The organism is Clostridiisalibacter paucivorans DSM 22131, from assembly GCF_000620125.1.
Taxonomy (GTDB): Bacteria; Bacillota; Clostridia; order Tissierellales; family Clostridiisalibacteraceae; genus Clostridiisalibacter; species Clostridiisalibacter paucivorans.
Window position 1 is genome coordinate 1 of record NZ_JHVL01000037.1, and the last position, 20,787, is coordinate 20,787.

Annotated in this window: 20 protein-coding genes, 1 pseudogene and 1 riboswitch; of the genes and pseudogenes, 16 read left to right on the forward strand and 5 right to left on the reverse strand. The window is 30.7% G+C overall.

Features of this window, described 5'->3' with window-relative positions:
• The 8 genes and pseudogenes from Q326_RS18680 to nhaC all read left to right on the forward strand — a co-directional run.
• Nucleotides 1-256, forward strand: a pseudogene (locus tag Q326_RS18680) (hypothetical protein); the annotation flags it as partial.
• A 242-nt stretch (nt 257-498) separates the two neighbouring features.
• Nucleotides 499-1,056 carry a sigma-70 family RNA polymerase sigma factor gene (locus Q326_RS0110435; protein WP_026895346.1) on the forward strand — a complete coding sequence of 186 codons (558 nt, stop codon included), beginning with the start codon at nt 499-501 and terminating at the stop codon, nt 1,054-1,056.
• Between the two features lies 1 nt (nt 1,057).
• Nucleotides 1,058-2,023 (forward strand): DUF4367 domain-containing protein, encoded by a 966-nt coding sequence (locus Q326_RS0110440; RefSeq protein ID WP_026895347.1) that lies wholly within the window; start codon nt 1,058-1,060, stop codon nt 2,021-2,023.
• Nucleotides 2,024-2,255: 232 nt separating this feature from the next.
• On the forward strand, nt 2,256-2,711 hold the full coding sequence (locus tag Q326_RS0110445; RefSeq protein ID WP_026895348.1) for a DIP1984 family protein: 456 nt from the start codon (nt 2,256-2,258) through the stop codon (nt 2,709-2,711).
• Between the two features lie 358 nt (nt 2,712-3,069).
• Complete coding sequence (locus Q326_RS0110450; protein ID WP_026895349.1) at nt 3,070-3,450, forward strand: GntR family transcriptional regulator; 381 nt, start codon at nt 3,070-3,072, stop codon at nt 3,448-3,450.
• On the forward strand, nt 3,431-4,129 hold the full coding sequence (locus Q326_RS0110455) for an ABC transporter ATP-binding protein (protein ID WP_026895350.1): 699 nt from the start codon (nt 3,431-3,433) through the stop codon (nt 4,127-4,129). The genes Q326_RS0110450 and Q326_RS0110455 overlap by 20 nt, the downstream gene beginning before the upstream one ends.
• Complete coding sequence (locus tag Q326_RS0110460; RefSeq protein ID WP_026895351.1) at nt 4,122-4,874, forward strand: hypothetical protein; 753 nt, start codon at nt 4,122-4,124, stop codon at nt 4,872-4,874. The genes Q326_RS0110455 and Q326_RS0110460 overlap by 8 nt, the downstream gene beginning before the upstream one ends.
• Before the next feature lie 256 nt (nt 4,875-5,130).
• A complete protein-coding gene (nhaC, locus tag Q326_RS0110465; RefSeq protein WP_034601900.1) occupies nt 5,131-6,564 on the forward strand; it encodes a Na+/H+ antiporter NhaC in 1,434 nt (477 codons plus the stop codon).
• 67 nt (nt 6,565-6,631) lie between these two features.
• Here nhaC and Q326_RS0110470 read toward each other — a convergent pair whose 3' ends face one another.
• A complete protein-coding gene (locus tag Q326_RS0110470; protein ID WP_026895353.1) occupies nt 6,632-7,255 on the reverse strand; it encodes a manganese efflux pump in 624 nt (207 codons plus the stop codon).
• A gap of 74 nt (nt 7,256-7,329) precedes the next feature.
• Nucleotides 7,330-8,283, reverse strand: a complete 954-nt coding sequence (locus tag Q326_RS0110475) for a calcium/sodium antiporter (protein ID WP_026895354.1) — start codon at nt 8,281-8,283, stop codon at nt 7,330-7,332.
• 168 nt (nt 8,284-8,451) lie between these two features.
• Here Q326_RS0110475 and Q326_RS0110480 point away from each other — a divergent pair, with 168 nt between their 5' ends.
• Together Q326_RS0110480 and Q326_RS0110485 are read left to right on the forward strand one after the other, a co-directional pair.
• Nucleotides 8,452-9,105, forward strand: a complete 654-nt coding sequence (locus tag Q326_RS0110480; RefSeq protein WP_026895355.1) for a pentapeptide repeat-containing protein — start codon at nt 8,452-8,454, stop codon at nt 9,103-9,105.
• 47 nt (nt 9,106-9,152) lie between these two features.
• The gene (locus Q326_RS0110485; RefSeq protein WP_051531379.1) at nt 9,153-9,785 is read left to right on the forward strand and encodes a CatB-related O-acetyltransferase; all 633 of its coding nucleotides are present in this window, start codon (nt 9,153-9,155) and stop codon (nt 9,783-9,785) included.
• A 221-nt stretch (nt 9,786-10,006) separates the two neighbouring features.
• Here the strand turns inward: Q326_RS0110485 and Q326_RS0110490 are convergent, their stop codons facing one another.
• On the reverse strand, nt 10,007-10,504 hold the full coding sequence (locus Q326_RS0110490; RefSeq protein WP_026895357.1) for a GNAT family N-acetyltransferase: 498 nt from the start codon (nt 10,502-10,504) through the stop codon (nt 10,007-10,009).
• Nucleotides 10,505-10,628: 124 nt separating this feature from the next.
• On the opposite strand from Q326_RS0110490, the gene Q326_RS0110495 reads away from it, so the two are divergent.
• From Q326_RS0110495 to Q326_RS0110520, 6 genes are all read left to right on the forward strand, one after another.
• Complete coding sequence (locus Q326_RS0110495; RefSeq protein ID WP_026895358.1) at nt 10,629-11,858, forward strand: NAD(P)/FAD-dependent oxidoreductase; 1,230 nt, start codon at nt 10,629-10,631, stop codon at nt 11,856-11,858.
• A 781-nt stretch (nt 11,859-12,639) separates the two neighbouring features.
• A complete protein-coding gene (locus Q326_RS17960; protein ID WP_051531381.1) occupies nt 12,640-13,605 on the forward strand; it encodes a class I SAM-dependent methyltransferase in 966 nt (321 codons plus the stop codon).
• A 105-nt stretch (nt 13,606-13,710) separates the two neighbouring features.
• Nucleotides 13,711-14,952, forward strand: coding sequence for a metal-dependent hydrolase family protein (locus Q326_RS0110505; protein WP_026895359.1), 1,242 nt, complete (start codon nt 13,711-13,713; stop codon nt 14,950-14,952).
• Between the two features lie 166 nt (nt 14,953-15,118).
• Nucleotides 15,119-17,035, forward strand: a complete 1,917-nt coding sequence (locus Q326_RS0110510; RefSeq protein ID WP_026895360.1) for an ABC-F family ATP-binding cassette domain-containing protein — start codon at nt 15,119-15,121, stop codon at nt 17,033-17,035.
• A 14-nt stretch (nt 17,036-17,049) separates the two neighbouring features.
• Nucleotides 17,050-18,009, forward strand: a complete 960-nt coding sequence (locus Q326_RS0110515) for an AEC family transporter (RefSeq protein ID WP_034601901.1) — start codon at nt 17,050-17,052, stop codon at nt 18,007-18,009.
• A gap of 79 nt (nt 18,010-18,088) precedes the next feature.
• Nucleotides 18,089-18,844 carry an exodeoxyribonuclease III gene (locus Q326_RS0110520; RefSeq protein WP_026895362.1) on the forward strand — a complete coding sequence of 252 codons (756 nt, stop codon included), beginning with the start codon at nt 18,089-18,091 and terminating at the stop codon, nt 18,842-18,844.
• A gap of 45 nt (nt 18,845-18,889) precedes the next feature.
• On the opposite strand, the gene Q326_RS0110525 is transcribed toward Q326_RS0110520, so the two are convergent.
• Together Q326_RS0110525 and Q326_RS0110530 are read right to left on the reverse strand one after the other, a co-directional pair.
• Nucleotides 18,890-20,089 (reverse strand): cation:proton antiporter, encoded by a 1,200-nt coding sequence (locus tag Q326_RS0110525; protein WP_026895363.1) that lies wholly within the window; start codon nt 20,087-20,089, stop codon nt 18,890-18,892.
• Nucleotides 20,090-20,134: 45 nt separating this feature from the next.
• Nucleotides 20,135-20,479: a hypothetical protein gene (locus tag Q326_RS0110530; RefSeq protein ID WP_026895364.1), complete on the reverse strand. Its 345-nt coding sequence runs from the start codon at nt 20,477-20,479 to the stop codon at nt 20,135-20,137.
• Nucleotides 20,480-20,670: 191 nt separating this feature from the next.
• Nucleotides 20,671-20,752, forward strand: a riboswitch (ZMP/ZTP riboswitch).
• The last annotated feature ends 35 nt before the right edge of the window (nt 20,753-20,787 follow it).

A 20,787-nucleotide genomic window follows, 5' to 3' on the forward strand; every position in this document is an offset into this window, starting at 1 on the left:
GATTAAATTCAAGGAAGAAAGCTATACAAGTGGTTGCAGTGCCTTTGACTTAGAGCCGATAACTAAAAAGACATATGATAAATCTCGTAGAGTAGTAAGAGGACTATTTAAGTCAAGTTTTGGATTGGTAAATTCGGACGTGAATGGTAGTCTAAACATATTAAGAAAAGAAGAAAAATGTATTCCCAAGTTAGTTGAGACTATGAGGGATAAGGGCAAGTGTTCTCGCCCGTTAAGAATAAGGGTTGCCTGCTAAGGTCAAAAGTTAAATACCAAACTTCTTACAAAGAAGCCACCGTTGCTTGTCTCGGTGGTAAGTTCACGATTATGTTATCTTACTGAGAACCCAAAGATTAAGGGTTCTTTTTTTGTTATGATTAATATAGAAGTAGAAAAATATTTTAAAAAATATGTAATGAAATCATAATTATTGCGTATTAACATGTGAAAGCAACTTGGCGCTGAGCAGAAAGCTTTTGAGAAGGGGGATTCAAAAGGATGCAGGAATTTGTCTTAACAAAGGGCTTAAGTGAAAAAGATACAGATGAAATATCTAGGGAACAAGAATTCACTTATATTTTTCAAACCTATTATAAAAGGGTTTATAATTATATATACTATCGTGTGAACAATCACTACACTGCAGAAGATTTAACCAGTAGTGTTTTTGAAAAGGTAATGTCTAAGATAGACACATATTGTAAAGGGGAATCTCCCTTTGAAGTATGGCTATTTGCCATAGCTAGAAATGTTATACGAGATTATTTTAGGAAATTTAAAAAGAGAAAGATATTTTCTATGGATAAAATAAAGGAATTGATATCAAAGGAGAAAACTCCAGAAGAGAAGATACTAACTGCAGAAACCAATGATAGACTTTTAAAACTTTTGGATATTTTAAATGAAAGAGAAAGAAATATTATAGCATTTAAATTTGGTGCTAATTTAAAGAATAGAGAGATAGCAGAGTTGTTGGATATTAGTGAAAGTAATGTTGGAGTGATACTTTACCGTTCGATGAAGAAGTTAAAAAAGGAGATGGAAAGGGAGGGGTAACATGAAAAGAGAAAGTATAGAAGAGAGATTTTCTATTGAAATAGATGACTATTTAAATGGTGTAGAAGGAAATCATAATTCTATATCATCTGAATATGACGAGCTGATAAAATTGAGTAAAAATTTAGCAGATAAAGACTTCAGTGGCAAAGGTAATAAAGATCATGTGTTGAATAAGGTATTGGAAAATAAGGATAAATATGAGGAGGAAAATATTATGAAAAAACCAAATAGAATAGGAAGAAAAGCTGTGGCAGCAGCAGTAATATGTATTATGAGTATTTCTATTATGAGTACATCCTTTGCCCAAGATTTTGTAGGAAGAGTGATAAACAAATTATCTTTGGGACATGTAAATGTTATAGTGGAGCCACAAACAGAGTCTCCTGAATCTGTACCAGTTCCAGAGGAATTAAAGGGTAAAATTTTTGATGAAGATGGAAATGAAGTAAAAATATTTTCACGTGAATATAAAGGGAAATATTATACTGCCGATGGTGAAGAGATTGAAAGTTTTGGAAATAATGAAATAGTAACTAAATCAGAACAAGATGATTCAGCATTAGTGATTACAGAAGCAGATGAGTTAGAAGTAGATGAATTAAATAAATATACTTGTTTTGATGTAATATTGCCTACTTATTTACCGGAAGGATATAGATTCGATAAAGCAGAATTTTTCAAGGATGAAAATGGTGTTGTAGAAAATAGCAAGTATATTAGTTTATATTTTACTAATGAAGAAACAGGAGGATATATGTATATGCAACAAAGGTTTGCAGATGAAGAGACAGCATATACAAGAGGATCCTATGGAGAGACAGAATTGATAAAAATAAATGGCGTAGATGCAATACTTGATGCCAGTACTGTTGAATGGGAAGCCAATAATGTAATATATATGTTATTAGGTAGAGGAGAAGTTGAGAAGAGTGAACTGATAAAGATCGCAGAATCTATTAAATAATAATTAAGTTAATATGGTTTAGAAACAGTTAGTAGTTCGTAGCTAGTAGTTAGTAGTTTATGGTGGAAATCCTATGGATTTCATCATTGTACTACGGACTACACGATACGAACTACTAACTGTTTTTTAGTCATAAAATGAAATAGTTACCAGATTGTAAATATATTGTAATATAAAGGTCTAAATAATATGTTATCATGTATAGGTGTTTAACAGGAAGGAGATGAGATTTATGAAATTGGCAGAGGCATTAATCTTACGAGCAGATTATAAGAAGAGAATTGCACAGTTGAATGTTAGATTACAGAATAGTTCCAAGGTACAGGAAGGAGAAGAACCTCCTGAAAATCCACAGCAACTCTTGAAAGAATTAGATACTATTATGAATGAATTAACAGTACTTATTCAAAGAATAAATAGGACAAATAGTTTAACAAATTTTGATGATAAATATTCATTGGCAGATATATTGGCAGAGCGGGATAAAATATGGGATAAAAGACAAATACTAAGTCAGCTAATTAAATCTGCTGTTGTAAAGCAGGATAGATATAGTCGCTCAGAGGTAAAGTTTTTTAGCACTGTAGATATTGGAAAAATACAAAAAGAGGTAGATAGATTATCTAAGGTCTTTAGGGAGCTAGATACTAAGATACAGTCAAAGAATTGGACTACAGAATTAAAATAAAAACCAATATATTGAGTTGGTAGACTTATATTAACAAAAGTGGGTACAAACCCGCCAACGGGGTAAAAGTTGGACAATAGAGGGTAGCATGGAGCATGCTAGTGGTTCGATTCCACACATTATAATTTATGCTCAGTATTGTTACAAGGGTACAAATAGATTGTAAAAGTAACTACCATGTATCAGTTTGTTAATTGAGTTGAGGTGGGATAGGGGATAATTAAAGGGAAGATGATATATTACATATATTGTCTTCTCTTTGATATTTTACCTATAAAATTGTTTGATAGATACATTGACACCAATACTGATATAGTGTACTATATAAATATAACACTACTACAATTGAGGTGAGTCAATGGAATTTGATACGAGGATACCTATATACTTACAAATAATTAAGAAAATAAAAGAAGACATTGTATTGGGAACATTAAAAAGAGGGGAAAAGCTTCCATCTGTAAGGAATATGGCGAGTCAACTCAAGGTAAATGTAAACACAATACAACGGGTATATCAAGAATTAGAAAGAGAAGGTATTACCTTTACACAAAGAGGTAAGGGGTCTTTTATTACAGAAGAAGAAAAAAAGATTTATGAAATCAGAGTTCATATGGGGTCTGAATTGTTGAAAGAGTTTCTAGAGGGTATGAAGTCATTGGGATATTCCAATGAAGAAATTATAAAATGCTTAAATGAGTATATAGAGGAGGAAGAAAATGGAGATATTAAGAGCTGAAAATATTACCAAAAAGTACATTACCCAAAAGGCATTAAAAGGTTTAGATATAACAATAGAAGAGGGTAAAATATATGGGCTATTGGGTCCCAATGGTAGTGGTAAAACTACATTTATGAAGATGGTTGCAGGGTTTATACAGCCTAGTAGTGGTGAAATTCAAATTATGGAGAAGAGGATAGGAAAGGAATCAAAGAAGATTGTATCTTATATGCCAACAAGTAACCATATACCTAAGTGGATGAAAGTAAAGCATTGTATTGAATACTATGGTGATTTCTTTAAGGATTTTGATAAAAATAAGGCTGTAGAATTGATAGAGTTTATGGGTTTAGATCAGAATCAAAAAGCAAAAAACCTTTCTACAGGAATGCTTGGAAGGTTAAAATTAAGTTTGACTCTTTCTAGAGATGCCAAATTATATATATTGGATGAGCCATTAAATGGAATTGACCCCGTATCGCGGGAGAAAATTATGGATGCAATTTTAGGTGCATGTAAAGAGGAGAATAGTATTATAATTTCAAGTCATTTAGTTAATGAGTTGGAGCCTATTTTAGATGAAGTGATATTCATAGATAAAGGCAAAACGGTGTTATCAGGAAATGCAGAAAACTTTAGAATAGAGAAGGGTTTATCTATTGATGAGTTATATAGGGAGGTATATAAAGATGCTTAAAATATTGAAATATGATTGGATAAGTCGTTGGAAACTTTTTTTATCAGGAATAATCATTGGTATATTATTAAATATAGAGATTATAAGGAATGTATTGAATGAAGGTAATAGTACTAAAACAATGGGTATATATGGTGGAATCTTGATTTTTCTTATAATTGGTTTTGGGATAGCATTAGCCATTGACCATGTAAGGAGAGTTTCTAAAAGTCTATTTACAGAAGAAGGATACTTTTTATTATCCACTCCATTGAATGGCTATCAAGTTTTAGGAGGCAAAATAATTACAATTATTTTGGAATGTATAGGGATTGTATCGTTTATAGGGTTAACCTTATTTATAGATTATAAATTTATTATAAACAAATTTCCTGAAGTAGAAAGAATATCTGAGATACCTCCAGAATTCATGAAAGAGGGATTTAAGTTTTTAGTGTTAATTTTAGTAGGTTATATTACGTTTATGTTAATGATATATCTGTCTATTACATTGGCAAAAAGTATTTTTTCTGCAATTAAATATGGTAAAATATTGTCTTTTGTATTTTTTATCATTATTTCAAAGTTGATATCTAAGTTAGGGAGCTATTTAGGAGATTTTACAGAGCAAGTGATAGATTCCAATATATATGAAAATACACAGTTTGTTAATGTCACCAGTGGATACCTCTTATTAAATATTTGTATAGCATTAGTGTTATTTGGATTGACAGGATATCTATTAGATAGGAAGATTAATATATAAAAATTATATCTGCCGTCAACTATTAGCTGTGAACTACTAACTAAGAATCCATTATATGATTAAATATAAAACATCAATACAACAATTAATTAGAAAATTATTAGTATGAACCAAGGTAAACATGCTGTATTGAAGCTATTATAATATATATTAGTTAATTGTGAGAAGATTGTTTATTTATAAACATACTTTAAAACATTATATGACATACCCCCTTGTTATGATGAAATCGACAAAACAAAGGGGGTTTATAAAAATGACAAAAGAGAAGAAGACTAGCTTTGGGGGTTCACTTTTCGTAATTTTATCTTTATGTGTAGTTATGTATATGCAGATATTTGTTTTACATCAAGACTATGCTACCCATATTAGTTTGTTAGTAGTTGCAGCTATAGCTACGGTAGTTGCTATGCTTTCAGGATTTACTTGGGATGAGGTACAGGCAGGGATAGTGCATGGATGTAATATTGCTATGATTCCTATGCTTATATTGATGTTAGTAGGTGTACTAATTGCAACTTGGATTCCTGCAGGGACTATTCCCACATTGATTTATTATGGACTCAATATTCTATCACCATCTATATTTTTAGTTACAGTAGCATTTATATGTTCAGTAGCTTCAGTTGCCACAGGAAGTAGCTATACAACAGGGGCAACCTTTGGAGTTGCTTTTATGGGTATTGGCATAGGACTGGGGATTCCTCCAGCATTGACTGCAGGAGCTGTTATTTCAGGCGCTATCTTTGGAGACAAGATGTCACCGCTTTCAGATTCTACAAATTTAGCTGCAGGGGTAGCAGAGGCTAATCTATTTGACCATATTAAAAGTATGTTCTATACTACAGGCCCAGCATTTATTATTTCTTTAGTTATTTATGGAATATTGGGAATGAGATTTAGTGCTGGTAGTATAGATACAAGTCAAATAGATATTATTTTAAAAGGATTAGAGGCAAATTACTGGATCAACCCTGTTACTTTAATACCAGCTGTTGTAGTTGTTATATTAGCAGTTAAAAAGGTTTCAGGTTTGGCTGTTATGGTAATTGCTTCTTTAGTTGGTGCAGCCTTTGCAATTATTTTTCAAGGATATGGATTGGGAGAAATGTTTGCATTTATGAATGATGGTTTTGTTTCCAACACAGGCGTAGAAGCAGTAGATGCCCTTTTAAGCCGTGGAGGACTTCAAAGTATGATGTGGACTATATCTTTGGGTTTTATTGCATTGAGCTTAGGAGGTATATTAGAAAAAACCAAAATGTTACAGGTGTTATTAGACAGAATTTCTCATCTTGTAAATAATACAGGAGGATTAGTTACGACTCACGTTTTGGCCAGTATATTTGTAAACATTTTTTCAGCGAGTCAGTATATGGCTATTCTTATTACTGGAAGAATGTTAGTACCAGCATATAAAAAACAAAGGCTTTTGCCCCAAGTTTGCTCAAGGACTTGTGAGGATTCGGCTACAGTAACTTCACCACTTATACCTTGGGGATTATGTGGAGTATACTTTACAGGAGTATTAGGAGTAGCTACTGTTGAATATATGCCCTATGTATTTCTATCATATTTAACACCTTTAATTTCTATTATATATGGATTTACAGGAAAGTTCATGTTCAAAGAAGGAGATATTCCATCAGTTAAGACATATCATGATGATGAGGCCAAGGGAGTAAGCTAAAAAACAAAATATAATTTAAAAGACCTTAGGAAAACCTTTTATTTCTTAAGGTCTTTTATGTTTTAATTTATAGGCATTTCAATAATCCAACAAAGATTAAAATACTACCTGGTAATAATGAGGTCTTTAAATCATTTTCGTATTTTTTTACTTTACTACCTAGATATATGCCATATAATATGGACAATATATTGAGAAAAAACACAAATACAAGGAAAAAAACAGGATTTATATTTCCTAAAGAAAGCCCAAATCCTGCACCTAGTGAATCTATTGAAAGTATAACACCTAAATTTAAGGCTTCTTTTGGATTTATATCTCCAGATATATCTGAATCACCCTTGGTCATATCTAGGGCTATATCTACTATAAGTCCTAGCTTAGGGATATAAAACTTAATTAACTTATTACTTTTTTTATTTTTCAGTTTATATTTAATATAGCCTTCAATAATGAGAACAGTTCCCAGCAATATTAAGACTATACAACTTATTATAGAGACCATGTTTTCAGAAACAAAAAGCTTTAATATATGACTCAAATAAATCGATATGCCTAAAACACCAATGATTACTAAATTCATTATTAATATAGCTGTTTTAGGAATCTTTATTTGTTTAATTCCATAAGTTATGCCTAGAGCAAATGAGTCTATACAAATAGCTAATGATATTAAAAGTATTTCAAACACTATAATACCTCCTTGAGTAAGACAGATATAATGAATGAGTTTAGTATTATAGTATTTATTAGATACTATTAATGTTATATATATATATATATTTGATATAGTATAGATATATATACTATATATATAGTCAATAGAATAATTCCTTGAATGCGAGTGATTTTATTCTTTAGTAAACAAGGTACAATGACAACAAGCATCATAAAGAAAGAAACGGGAATATCTAATATTAAATTTTGCTTTTCTACTATGAGAGGAGTTGTCAATGCTGAGCCTCCAATAACTAATGTTAAGTTTAAAATATTGGCTCCTATTATATTGCCTATTGATAATGAGCTATGTCCCTTTTTTATAGCGGTTAAAGCAGTTGTCAACTCTGGCAGAGAAGTCCCAAGAGATATCAAAGAGAGACTTATTACTGACTCAGGCACCCCAATAAATCTAGCCAAGACTATAGTATTATTGATAAGAAGATTTGAACCTATTATTATACCAGATAGCCCTATAATAAAGGTCAATATGATTTTAATAGTGGAGTTGGATTCAAAATTCTTGTTTTTAGATTTTGAGTTTTTTTCTTTTTTATTTTTTAATGTGAATGTATCCAATATTATATAGATTAATAATAGTATTAATAGAATAAATCCATCCATAATATTAATTAGACCATCATATGCTAAAGTGCCAAAAATTAAAAAAAACAATAAAAATACGATAGATTTTATTTTAAAAAGTCTATGATTGATTTTACTGGGTACTATTATATTGGATATACCTAGTATTAGACCTGTATTACATATTATAGAACCAATAGCATTACCAATGCTTATAGAATCGTGGCCTCTACTGGCAGCAGTAATAGATACGATAGCTTCAGGTGCCGTTGTGGCTATACTTATTATTGTAGCCCCTATAAATATTTCAGGTAGATGATATGTCCTAGCAAATTCAACTGACGATTCAATGAATAAATCTCCACCTTTTATAATGAATAAAATTCCAATACAAAATAAGATAAAAGTAATTATCAATAAAATTCCTCCTGATTTTGAAATTATGAAAATCCTATCATAATAATCTTTATGTGAATTAAAATTTTAATATTCAAGTTTAATTGGATAGGATATAGTAAAAGTGTTATATAATTATAGAGATAAGAATTTTATATGGATATCAATTAAGATGAAAGGGAGTTTATAATGGGTGTCAAGAAAAAAGATATAAAAGTAATGAAACCAAAATTCATAAAGGGGATTGAAGATAGGTGCGCAGAGATTAGTAAAATTAAAGATGAGGACAGTTTTGAGTATGTGTATGTATCAGATTGTAAAATTCAAAATGAAGTAGCTGATAAGGTTAGTCTTAAAGGCGTAATTTTTAAGAATGTAGATTTTATAGATACAAGATTAAATTTATTGGATATTACAGATGTTAGGTTTGAAAATTGTGATTTATCAAATATCAATTTTGATGGTGCAATAATTCATAGGACAGAATTTATAAATTGTAGACTTACAGGCCTAAACCTTAATAATGGGACATTACAGAATGTTTATATGAAGCAATGTAATGGTGAATTTGCATTTATGAGATTTATTCAAATGAAGAAAGTTATATTTGAAGATACTATATTGAGAAATGCTGATTTTCAAAATAGTAATTTTAGCAATATAATATTTAGGAAATGTGACTTAAGATTAAGTCAGATGTCTGGTACAAGTTTATCTAAAATAGATTTGAGTGATTCTAATATTGAAGGTCTAGGTATAAGGCAAGAAGATATAAAGGGGGCCATAGTTTCTCCTATGCAGGCCTTAGATTTTGCAAAGTTATTAGGAATCGTTATAAAATAATACTATAATGTATATTAATATGTATCTATAAAGATGGAGGTTTAAAAATGACTAGCAATATTTTTAAAGATTGGCAACATAGCTATATAATAAAAGATCATATAACTAATAAGAATATAGAGGTAGGAGATTATACATATTATTCAGGATATTACCATAAAGAGCATTTTGAAGACTATTGTGTTAGATATCTTGCACCAGATAGAGACGATGTAGATAAGCTAAAGATAGGAAAATTTTGTTCTATTGGTTCAGGAGCTATATTTATAATGGCTGGAAATCAAGGACATAGGATGGATTGGATTACAACATATCCTTTTTTCTATACACCAGATTTTAATAAAAATGCTATAGATGGATTTAAAACAAAGGGAGACACAATAGTTGGAAATGATGTATGGATAGGAACGGAGGCAATGATAATGCCAGGTGTTAAAATTGGACATGGTGCTGTTATAGCCTCAAGGGCAGTAGTCACCAAAGATGTAGCACCTTACACTGTAGTTGCTGGAAATCCTGCTAGAGAGATAAAGAAGAGATTTTCAGAGGAACAAATAGAAATGCTATTAGAATTTGAATGGTGGAATCTAGATATAGAGATTATAGAAAAATATATACCTTTAATGTGTAATAATGATATAGAAAAATTCATTATGAAGATAAAAGAAGAGGTTAAATAAACACACAGACAAAATAGAATATATTAACAAGAAAGAAGGATTGATAAAAACATATATCATATTGTAATAAAGAAATGAGAAAAGGCATAATCTATGATGGGGACAGATATATATTAATTTTTATAAACTTATTAAGTTTATTAATTTGAGAAAGTAAACATATAAAAAAAGAGCTGTATCAGGTATGAATTTTACCGTGAGACAGCTCTTTTTTATACTTGCTATTCATTTATTTTAAGATACATATCGTACCATTTAGCTCCACCATGGACAGATTTAGATACTCCTTCATTAATATATCCAAATTGTTCATAAAATGTGATTAAGTGTTCTTTACATGTAAGTAATATGTTTTTGATACCTTTCTTTTTTGCTGAATCAATAAAATGTTCCATCAATGCTTGAGCATAGCCATTCTTTTGATATTGGGGGTGTACATCAAGGCCAAAGATTAAAATGTTTTTACCATCATGCATATGAAAATCCATGTTTTCGAAAAACACATCTTCTATATGATTATGATTTGTTAAACCACCATTAATAAATCCTATAATCTTACCATCTAGTTCAGCTACAAAAAATCCTTCAGGGTAAACAGACAATCTTTCTTTTAGTGCTGATTTAGGGGCTGCTTCAGCTTCGGGAAAACATTCTGCCTCTATATGTGATACATAGTCTAAATCTTCCATTAAAACATTTCTTATTTTTAGTTTATTCAAACTTATTCCCACCTTTTTTAAATTATTATAACATAGATTTCACTATAATTAGCTATTAGGCATATATATTTATGGAAATACTAATAATAAAAGGGTTAAAAATTATATGGGGAGCTGATTTAGTTTGAGATTGATAAGTGGAGAAACTATATGGACAAAGATAAATGAAATACCAAAAAAATATACATATTTAAGCGATGATCTGGAATGTGATGTGGCGATTATAGGAGCAGGTATAACTGGTGCTATATGTGCATACCATTTAACCAAAGCTGGCATAGATACAATTATAGTAGATAAGAATATAATAGGCTATGAAAGTACAAGTGCTTCTACTTCAATCCTTCAATATGAAATAGATTATAATTTAGTAGGTTTAAAAGGGATCATAGGAGAGGAAAATGCTGTAAAGTCTTTCAAACTTACTGCTGATGCAGTATATGAGATACAAAATATAATTAAAGATTTAGATGATGATTGTGGATTTAATCTGCGGGACTGTTTTTATTACACTAATAATGAATCAGATATATCTTTGCTAAGGAAAGAATATGATTTGAGAAAAAACAATGGATTTGATGTAGAATTTATAGATAAGTCTAAAGCTGAAGAGAGATTTTCATTTCCTGTAAAAGCAGGTATATATACAAATGGAAATGGAGGAGAGATAGATCCATATAGGTTTGCTCATGCCCTTATCAGTAAGGCAGAGAAAAATGGGCTTAAAGTCTTTGAGAACACAGAAATTGTTAAAATCAATCCCAGTATGAATGGGGTACAATTGACTACAAAGAATGGGTTTAATATAAGCTGTAAAAAAGCATTAATAGCTGCAGGATTCGAAAGTAAGAATTATATTCAACAAAAAACAGCAATTCTAAGTAGGTCATTTACTATTGCTACTAAACCTATAAAAAACTTTGCAGGTTGGTATAAAAGATGTATAATTCGTGATACAAATTCTCCATATACATATTTGAGAACTACAAGTGATGACAGAATATTAATTGGTGGAGAAGACTTAGATGTGGGAGGTATAAATAGTAAGGTTTCTAACTTGAGTCATGAAAATCCTATTTCATTGGACAAATATAATGTATTGCAGAAGAAATTAGGAGAGATGTTTCCTAATATTAGAGATATAGGAGTAGAATATTCATTTAGTGGTATTTTTGGAGAGACTAGAGATGGTCTCCCCTTTATTGGAGAACATGAAAAATACCCAAATTGTTATTTTTGTTTAGGATATGGTTCCAATGGCATACTATATGCTACATTGGAAGGGAAATTATTAACTGACTTATATCAGGGTAAAATAAGAGAAGAATTAGATTTATTTAAATTCCATAGATGAAAAATATTGGAGAGCACATAATGATCTACCTTACACCATTATAGATAGATTACAGTGAGTTATTATCTATAATGATGATTTGTTAGACTTTACATAATATCATATAGATACTATGTAAAGTCTTTGCTTGATTCCATATGATAGATTTGAATCCACCATATAGAATCTTCCCTCCAACCTCATGTCAGCCATATAAGACCAACATAAAATTTTTGGTCGACATATATATGCTTTTGTTGTAAAGCATATATACATCTTAGCTCAACCATTATGCACCCTCAATAAATATGATAACCATATTTATAAAAAATATTAGTTTTGTAAATAATTTTGAATTTTTCTGAAAAATCTGTTTACTTTTTGATAAACCTATGCTATTATATATATAAGAAGAATATATTCTTCTTATATGGATTCTAATCCACTTATCATGCAAGATTAGTTTTAAGTTAATTTTGGTAAAAGGTACTGGATTTTAGAATCAAAGTTTTAAGAGTTGGTTATTTTGATTTAGATTTAAAAGAATAGGAGTTAAAAATTAGTAATCAAGCGTTACTTTTGGTTTTGAGGGAAGAAGCAAAGAGTATTATGTTTGATGAGTAAGAAGGGAATGAGGTAGTAATAGAATTTGAAATTGAGAACCAAATAAGTGGATTAGATCCTAATTTATAAATATCTTGGTATATGATAATATTATATATCAAGATATTTATTTTTTTATATATGTACTTATTTTACACAATATAATACAAAATATTATTATGATTGAGGTGGTGATATAATGAATAGAAAAGATTTGTATAGATATATAGATGGACAATTTAAGATTAATGATAAGGTTAACTTATTTTATAATATAAATGATGATTTTTCTGATACAATTAGTCCTATTAGGCCTTCACGGGATTTTTTAGATATTTGTAGGGAGCCTAGAGTTGAGTTGATAGATTGTCTAAAACAAGAATACCAGAGAGATGAATGGGAGGATATCTCAAGGTATTTTACTACAAGGGTTATAAGAATTTTTACATATAATAATCAATACTTATATTTCAAAAGAGAAAGTCAAGAGAAACTAAAAGAAATCTATAGGGGGTTTATAGGAAATATTTATACATTGTTGAATAGAAAAAAAATAGATAGACAGGATATAGAGATGGAATTGTACAAGCACTCTTGTAATCTGTGCGATTTTTTAATAGCAACTAATGGGAATGATATATTTAATCGGTATAGAAATAGGTATATAGATAAATTGGTATGTGAAGAATATTCTGCAAGGTTACAGCTAAAGATATTAAAATTAGATTTGAACCATATTGTTGAACCTATTTTAGATATAGGATGTGGAGAAAGTGCCAATTTAGTTAAATATCTTAGAAAGTTGGGGTTTGATGCATATGGTGTTGATAGGAGTTTAAAGTCAAATGACTATTTGATATTATCGGATTGGTTTGATGTAGATTATAGTAAGGAATATTGGGGAACTATAATATCCCATATGGCATTTTCAAACCATATATGGCATCATAAAAATAGAAAGGATGGATATGTATTAGATTTATATAATAAAATGGAAGAAATCTTACAGTCTTTAAAAATAGGTGGGAGGTTTATTTATGCCCCAAGTTTACCTGATATAGTATCTTATATTTGTAATATAGAGGATTATAATATAAAGAAAGTTAAAATTGGACCTAATATGAAGAATGATAGGTTTTATACCACTATAATAACTAGAGTGTAAATAGATTGATAGTATAAAATCTTTTACATGGTGTATTGATACTCATCATCAAAAAGGATAGAATAGAAATTGAGTGTATTTAATACATAATATGGAGGTAGGGTTATGGATAAGTTGGCATTTATAGGGGGATTATTGATAGATGGTAATGGAAAAGAACCTATTAGAAATTCTTTAGTAATGATTAATTGTAAAAAGATCGAATATGTAGGTCCAATGAGAGATATTGGTGCTGATTATAAGATAATTGATATAAGTAATAAGACAATTATGCCTGGTCTAATTGACACTCATTTACACTTTAGTGGCAATAGAACAGATAATGATACTGAGTGGGTAATTGATCCTGTAATACAAAAGACTATTGTGGCTGTGGCACAGGCCAGAGAAGCATTGGAGCATGGTCTCACATCTGTAGGTGAAATATCTCGTTCAGGGATACATATCCGCAATATGATTGAAGAGGGGGTTATACCTGGACCACGAGTAGTTGCTACAGGACTTGGATTTTGTAGGACATCGGGACATGGAGACTCCCATGAACTACCGCTACAATATAATAATATATCCCATCCTTGGGCTGATAGGGTTGATGGACCATGGGAGCTGAGAAAGGCCATTAGAAAAAGGATTCGAGAAAACCCCGATGCTATAAAGATTTGGTCTACAGGTGGAGGTATATGGAGACATGATGCCAAGGCCCATTCCCACTATTGTATGGAAGAAATTCAGGCAGTCGTTGATGAGTGTGATATGGTAGGACTACCTGTATGGTCCCATGCCGAGGGATATGAAGGGGTATTTAATTCATGCAAAGCAGGTGTATCTGCTATTATTCATGGACAAGAACTTAATGAAGAATGTCTAGATATAATGAAAGAAAAGGATATTACTTTTTGTCCCACACTCCAATTTTTTTATGAATGGTTTACTGTATATGAACCACCATATAGGCCAATCCATGATAAATATCCAGGTAATACAACTGCTGAAAAAGAACTCAATCGTATAATTGACAATTTGCAAAACGCAAAGAAAAAGGGTATTAGGATTACTGTAGGTTCAGACTCATTTTGTAGTAGTTTAACCCCTTATGGCAAATATGCTATCACAGAGATGTATGCCCTTAATAAATCTGGTTTCAACGAAATGGAGACCATAGTAGCTGCAACTAAGAATGGAGCTGAAATGCTTAAAATAGATGATATTACAGGGACATTAGAACAGGGCAAATTTGCTGATATTATTGTGTTAGCGGGTAATCCTTTGAAAGATATACATAATATTTCTAGTGATAAGATGGATATTATAATGAAGGAAGGTAAGTTTGTTAGGAATAGGTACTAACTTATTTTATGACTTTGTCATAAATATATGTTGCCAATAATATAGCCTCAAGTATAAAACTTGGGGTATTTTTATATAAAAACCTGAAGGACTTGACAAGTAATAAAAACAATGTAAAAGTTTATATAAATGGATTTTTAAATATGTATATAGGAAAGGGATTAATATGAATTTTTTAACTGGAGAAAATATTTCAAAGAGTTATGGAGAGAGACAATTATTTAAGGATATAAATTTGGGAATAAACGATGGAGATAAGATAGGGCTAATAGGTATAAATGGAACGGGAAAGAGTACCCTGCTAAAGATAATTGGAGGGATTGAATCTGGAGATACTGGTAAAATAATCAAAGGAAATACAGTGCATATTGAATATCTAGCTCAAAATCCAGACTATGATTATGAGGCCACTGTAATAGACCAGGTATTTAATGGAAATGCACCTATTATGAAGGTAATAAGAGATTATAGACAGGCAATTCAAAAGCCTGACAAAGAGAATGAAATGATAATAAAATTGTCGCAAAAGATGGATGAATTAAAGGGATGGGACATAGAAAGCGAGGCTAAAGCGGTACTTACCAGATTAGGAATATCAGATTTCGATGTAAAGATTAAGGAACTTTCAGGGGGACAGAGAAAGAAAATAGCATTGGCATCTGCCCTTATAAAGCCTTCTCAAATCCTTATATTAGATGAGCCCACTAACCATCTTGATGATGATATCATCAGTTGGTTAGAAGAATATTTGAAGACTAAAAAGGGAGCACTACTTATGGTTACCCATGATAGATATTTTTTAGACAGGGTTGCAAATAGGATAGTAGAATTGGATAATGGGATTCTTTATGAATATAAGGGAAATTACAGTGATTTTGTTGAAAAAAAGTTGGAAAGACAAAAGATAGAGGCATCTGTTGAAAGAAAGAGACAGAGATTATTCAAAAAAGAGTTGGAATGGATGAGAAAAGGTGCCAAAGCAAGGACTACTAAACAAAAAGCGAGAATAGATAGGTTTGAAAAGATTAATGAGGAATCCTCAAATATTTCCCAGGAAAACATTGAAATATCAGTAGCTGGAAGCCGACTTGGAAAAAAAGTAATTGAACTTAAAGATATATGTAAATCCTTTGGCAATAAAAAAATTATAGATAATTTTAGCTATATTTTGCTTAGAAACGACAGAGTAGGAATAGTAGGCCCCAATGGTAGTGGAAAGTCTACCCTTATAAATATAATAGCAAATAAAGTGTCTGCTGATAGTGGAATAGTGGAGATTGGAGAAACAGTAAGGTTAGGCCTTTACTCTCAAGAAACATACCATATGGATGATAACCTAAGGGTTATAGAATATATAAGGGAAGTGGCGGAGTATATAACTACATCTGATGGAGAAAAAATAAGTGCATCTCAAATGTTAGAGAATTTTCTATTTTTTGGAGAAGATCAATGGATATTTATAAGAAAACTTTCTGGTGGTGAAAAAAGAAGATTATATTTACTTAGGGTGCTGATGGGTTCTCCCAATGTACTTTTGTTGGACGAACCTACAAATGATCTTGATATTGAGACATTGAAGGTATTGGAAGATTATATTGACAATTTTAGAGGTGCTGTAATTGCTGTTTCCCATGATAGATATTTTTTAGATAGAATAGCAGATAAAATATTTTCATTTGAAGGTAATGGTAATATAGTCCAATACACTGGAAACTATACAGACTATAGAGACCATATGAAAGGGATAGAAGATAATAGAAAATCAACATCTATATCTAAACCAAAGGTCAATAAAAAAAAGTCAGAGAAGAAAGAAAAAAAGATATATAAATTGTCATATAAGGAACAGCAAGAATATGATCAAATAGATAAAATCATTGCTGATATTGAAGAAAAGATAGAGTGTTTAGAAGTAAAAATAGAAGAGGCAGCTACAGACTATATACTTTTGCAAGAACTCTTAGATGAAAAGGAAGGGTTAGAAGTAACACTGAATGAAAAAATGGAGAGATGGGTATATCTCAATGAATTAGTTGAAGAGATTGAAAAAAACAAGGCAGAAAAAAATAAATATGATATTTGACTTTGGAGATGAGGATGTTGATATTAGATAATTTACTTTTTAGTATAAATGCAGTAATGCCAATATTTATAATATTGATATTAGGATATTTTTTAAAAGAAAAGGGATTAATAGATCAGTATACTATAAAGAAAATGAATGCTGTTTTATTCAATGTGGCATTACCTATGTTTTTATTTAGAGATATTTCCCGTTCAAACTTCACAGATGTTTTTGACTTAAGATTACTGATTTTTGCAGTTGGTACAACCTGTTTATCCTTTGTATTAATCTGGGTAGTAGCAGAAATATTTATAAAGGATAAATCATCAATAGGTGCCTTCGTTCAAGGCTCATTTAGGAGTAATTATGCCCTTATAGGACTGGCCTTGGCATATAATGTTGGTGGTAGTGAAGCAGTAACTAAAGGGGCATTGCTTATGGCATTTGTAATACCTTGTTATAATGTATTATCAGTTATTGTACTGACCTTTAGATCTAAGGGAAATTCTGATGTAGGTATAAAGACTGCATTAATAAGTATAATAAAGAATCCTTTGATCATTTCCATAGTATTATCATTGCCCTTTTGCTTACTACAGATTGGTATACCTTCTATAGTCAATAAATCAATAGATTATATGGCAGGTATGGCTACACCATTAGCTATGTTGGCCATTGGAGGGACAATATATTTAGATGAGATTAAAAATAGAAGAATTAGACTGGCAGTTGTGGGTTCTGCAATAAAGCTTATAGTTCAACCTATTATATATATTCCTATAGCATTATTTTTAGGGATAAGGGGCAATGGACTTTTAGTTTTATATATAATGTATGGTTCTCCCACTGCAGTTAGTAGTTATGTAATGGCTAGCAATATGAATGGGGATGTAGAATTGGCATCGGATATCTTTATAATCACTACTCTTTTTTCTGTGATTACATTTACAATAGGAATATATACATTTAAAGTTTTGGGTTTTATACTGTAATTAATTCACACTATATGGGTATGTATATTCTAGTGGTTTTAATCTTAAACATTGATAATTTAAAATGGAGGTAGAAAAGATGAAGTTAGTTTCATGGAATGTAAATGGTCTTAGAGCCTGTGTTAGAAAGGGATTTTTGGAATACTTTAATGAAGTGGATGCGGATATATTTTGTGTTCAAGAGACGAAATTACAAGAAGGGCAGATAGAATTGGAACTGGATGGATATCATCAGTATTGGAACTATGCAGTTAAAAAAGGATACTCTGGAACTGCTGTATTTACAAAGAAAAAACCTTTATCTGTTACATATGGAGTGGGAGTGGAAGAACATGAGCAGGAAGGTAGAGTAATAACTTTAGAATTTGAAGAATTTTACTTAGTAAATGTATATACTCCCAATAGTCAGAGAGGATTGGCGAGACTGGATTATAGGATGGATTGGGAAGATGTATTTAGGGCATATTTAAAGGAATTAGATAGTAAGAAACCAGTAATATTATGTGGAGATTTAAATGTGGCACATAAAGAAATAGATTTAAAAAATCCTAAAAATAATAAAAAGAATGCAGGGTTTAGTGATGAAGAAAGGGAGAAGATGACAAAACTTTTATCATCAGGATTTATAGATACCTTTAGATATTTTTATCCTGAAAAAGAAGAAGTATATACATGGTGGTCATATATGAGAAAGGCCAGAGAACGGAATTCTGGATGGAGAATTGATTATTTTATAGTATCTGAAAGTTTAAAGGACAAGTTAATAGATGCAGAGATTCATTCAGAGGTTATGGGAAGCGATCATTGTCCAGTAGTATTAAAGGTTAACAGTTAGTAGTTATTAACTACTAACTGTTTTTTACTGTTTATAAAATTATAATTACTCAGCAGTTTGGACTTTTGGATTTTCCATATTTATATCTCCAGACTTTATGAGTGCATATTTAGTAACAGCAGGTCCAATTAGTTCATATACAATGGTTGCTCCAAGGATAATAGTTCTAACATTAGACCCTATTTGAGGAAAATCTAATTGTGCCGTCATAGACAATCCTATAGCAACACCAGCTTGAGGGATTAAAGTGAATCCCAAATATTTTTGTACTTTTTTAGGCATGTTTGATAGTTTACAGCCTAAATATGAACCGAGGACTTTGCCTGTTACTCGAGCGATTATATATCCTATACCTAATAGTCCCACATATTTAATCAGTCTTATATCTAGCTCTACACCTGCTAATGTAAAAAACATAATGTAGACAGGTGGAGTAAATGAGTCGGTAATGCTTATAACTTTCATATTATTAGGTGAAATATTACTTATTACAGCACCAACTGCCATACATAAAAGAAGGGTGGATATATTTAAGAAGTTTGCAATGCCTATAGATAAACAAATAGTGGCAATTACAATACTTAATAGCTCATTTTTCCCCTTTGCCTTTCGTGAAACTAATACTAATATAAATCCTATTATTATACCTAATATTAAAGCAGCTCCAATTTCCCAAATTGGAGTTAATAGTCCAGTTGTTAATGAAAAACCGTTGACATTGCTGGATACTTGTTTTGCTATAGATATTATTATGCCAAAAATCATAATGCCTATGGCATCGTCCATGGCTACCACAGGTAATAATGTATTAACAAGGCTCCCCTTTGCTTTATATTGTCTTATTACCATTATAGTTGCTGCTGGAGCTGTAGTTGCAGCAATAGATGATATAATTAGACTAAAGGGCAATGGTTGATTAAATATTACAAACATAGTAATAAAGACTATCAAAACAGCACCTAAAGATTCCAATAAGGTTATTAAAAACACGGACTTACCAAGCTTTTTCATATATTCTATGTTGAATTCACTCCCTATGCTATATGCAATAAATCCCAATGCCATTTCCGAGATTATTAATAGCTGAATAGAAATGTCTTTTGGGACTAAATTTAAAAAAGAAGGACCTATAATAATTCCTCCCAACAGATATCCAGTAACATAGGGCAAATTTAGTTTAGATATGATTCTAGCCATTATGATACCAGATATTAATACAATTGATACATAATATAAAGCATTCATTATCAGATTCTCCTTTTGCTTTTATATTTGTTTTAATATATACAATTACTTTAGCATACCACCTTCCACATGGTTAACAGGTATAGTAAATAAAATACCTACGCCTGGGTCATTTATATCTCCAACTTCCTTTTTTATGCAATTGATAGCAATATCAACCTGCTTATTTTCTAATACAACAAAAATAGTTTTATTAAAGGGACGACTCTCATTTAATATCATCCTTATAGAGCCAAAGGCAGGCAAATTATTTAGATCTGTATCATTTAATACTCTAGCCATACCTATACTGTCAATTATAGTTGCTCCTGTAATACCTTCATCAATAAAATTTTGTAGAATAGATTCCAAACAATTATGTTTATTAATCACACATACAAGGACCTGCATAAATCCACTCTCCTCCTATAAACTCAAAATATTATAATTTTTGTAAATGACTGGATTAGATACCATTATAACAAAGAAAAAATAAAAGTCAATTAAGCATAAATTTCAATTTTAAAAACGAACATTTTTAAAAAAATGTTGACAAATATTCGCTTGGTTGCTATTATGTTTATAAGAACAAAATATAAGAAATCTGATCACATGACTGGCGGAAGTGGAATTAACCACATGGAGTGTGATGCTAAATATATGCCGACCGCCTGGGCAATAAAGTCCAGGCGGTTATTTTTTGTCAATCCTGGACTGTA

Coding starts and splice junctions, on each gene's coding strand:
- Q326_RS0110435 (WP_026895346.1), top strand. CDS start 499: ATGCAGGAATTTGTCTTAACAAAGGGCTTAAGTGAAAAAGATACAGAT.
- Q326_RS0110440 (WP_026895347.1), top strand. CDS start 1,058: ATGAAAAGAGAAAGTATAGAAGAGAGATTTTCTATTGAAATAGATGAC.
- Q326_RS0110445 (WP_026895348.1), top strand. CDS start 2,256: ATGAAATTGGCAGAGGCATTAATCTTACGAGCAGATTATAAGAAGAGA.
- Q326_RS0110450 (WP_026895349.1), top strand. CDS start 3,070: ATGGAATTTGATACGAGGATACCTATATACTTACAAATAATTAAGAAA.
- Q326_RS0110455 (WP_026895350.1), top strand. CDS start 3,431: ATGGAGATATTAAGAGCTGAAAATATTACCAAAAAGTACATTACCCAA.
- Q326_RS0110460 (WP_026895351.1), top strand. CDS start 4,122: ATGCTTAAAATATTGAAATATGATTGGATAAGTCGTTGGAAACTTTTT.
- nhaC (WP_034601900.1), top strand. CDS start 5,131: ATGACAAAAGAGAAGAAGACTAGCTTTGGGGGTTCACTTTTCGTAATT.
- Q326_RS0110480 (WP_026895355.1), top strand. CDS start 8,452: ATGGGTGTCAAGAAAAAAGATATAAAAGTAATGAAACCAAAATTCATA.
- Q326_RS0110485 (WP_051531379.1), top strand. CDS start 9,153: ATGACTAGCAATATTTTTAAAGATTGGCAACATAGCTATATAATAAAA.
- Q326_RS17960 (WP_051531381.1), top strand. CDS start 12,640: ATGAATAGAAAAGATTTGTATAGATATATAGATGGACAATTTAAGATT.
- Q326_RS0110505 (WP_026895359.1), top strand. CDS start 13,711: ATGGATAAGTTGGCATTTATAGGGGGATTATTGATAGATGGTAATGGA.
- Q326_RS0110510 (WP_026895360.1), top strand. CDS start 15,119: ATGAATTTTTTAACTGGAGAAAATATTTCAAAGAGTTATGGAGAGAGA.
- Q326_RS0110515 (WP_034601901.1), top strand. CDS start 17,050: ATGTTGATATTAGATAATTTACTTTTTAGTATAAATGCAGTAATGCCA.
- Q326_RS0110520 (WP_026895362.1), top strand. CDS start 18,089: ATGAAGTTAGTTTCATGGAATGTAAATGGTCTTAGAGCCTGTGTTAGA.
- Q326_RS0110525 (WP_026895363.1), bottom strand. CDS start 20,089: ATGAATGCTTTATATTATGTATCAATTGTATTAATATCTGGTATCATA.
- Q326_RS0110530 (WP_026895364.1), bottom strand. CDS start 20,479: ATGCAGGTCCTTGTATGTGTGATTAATAAACATAATTGTTTGGAATCT.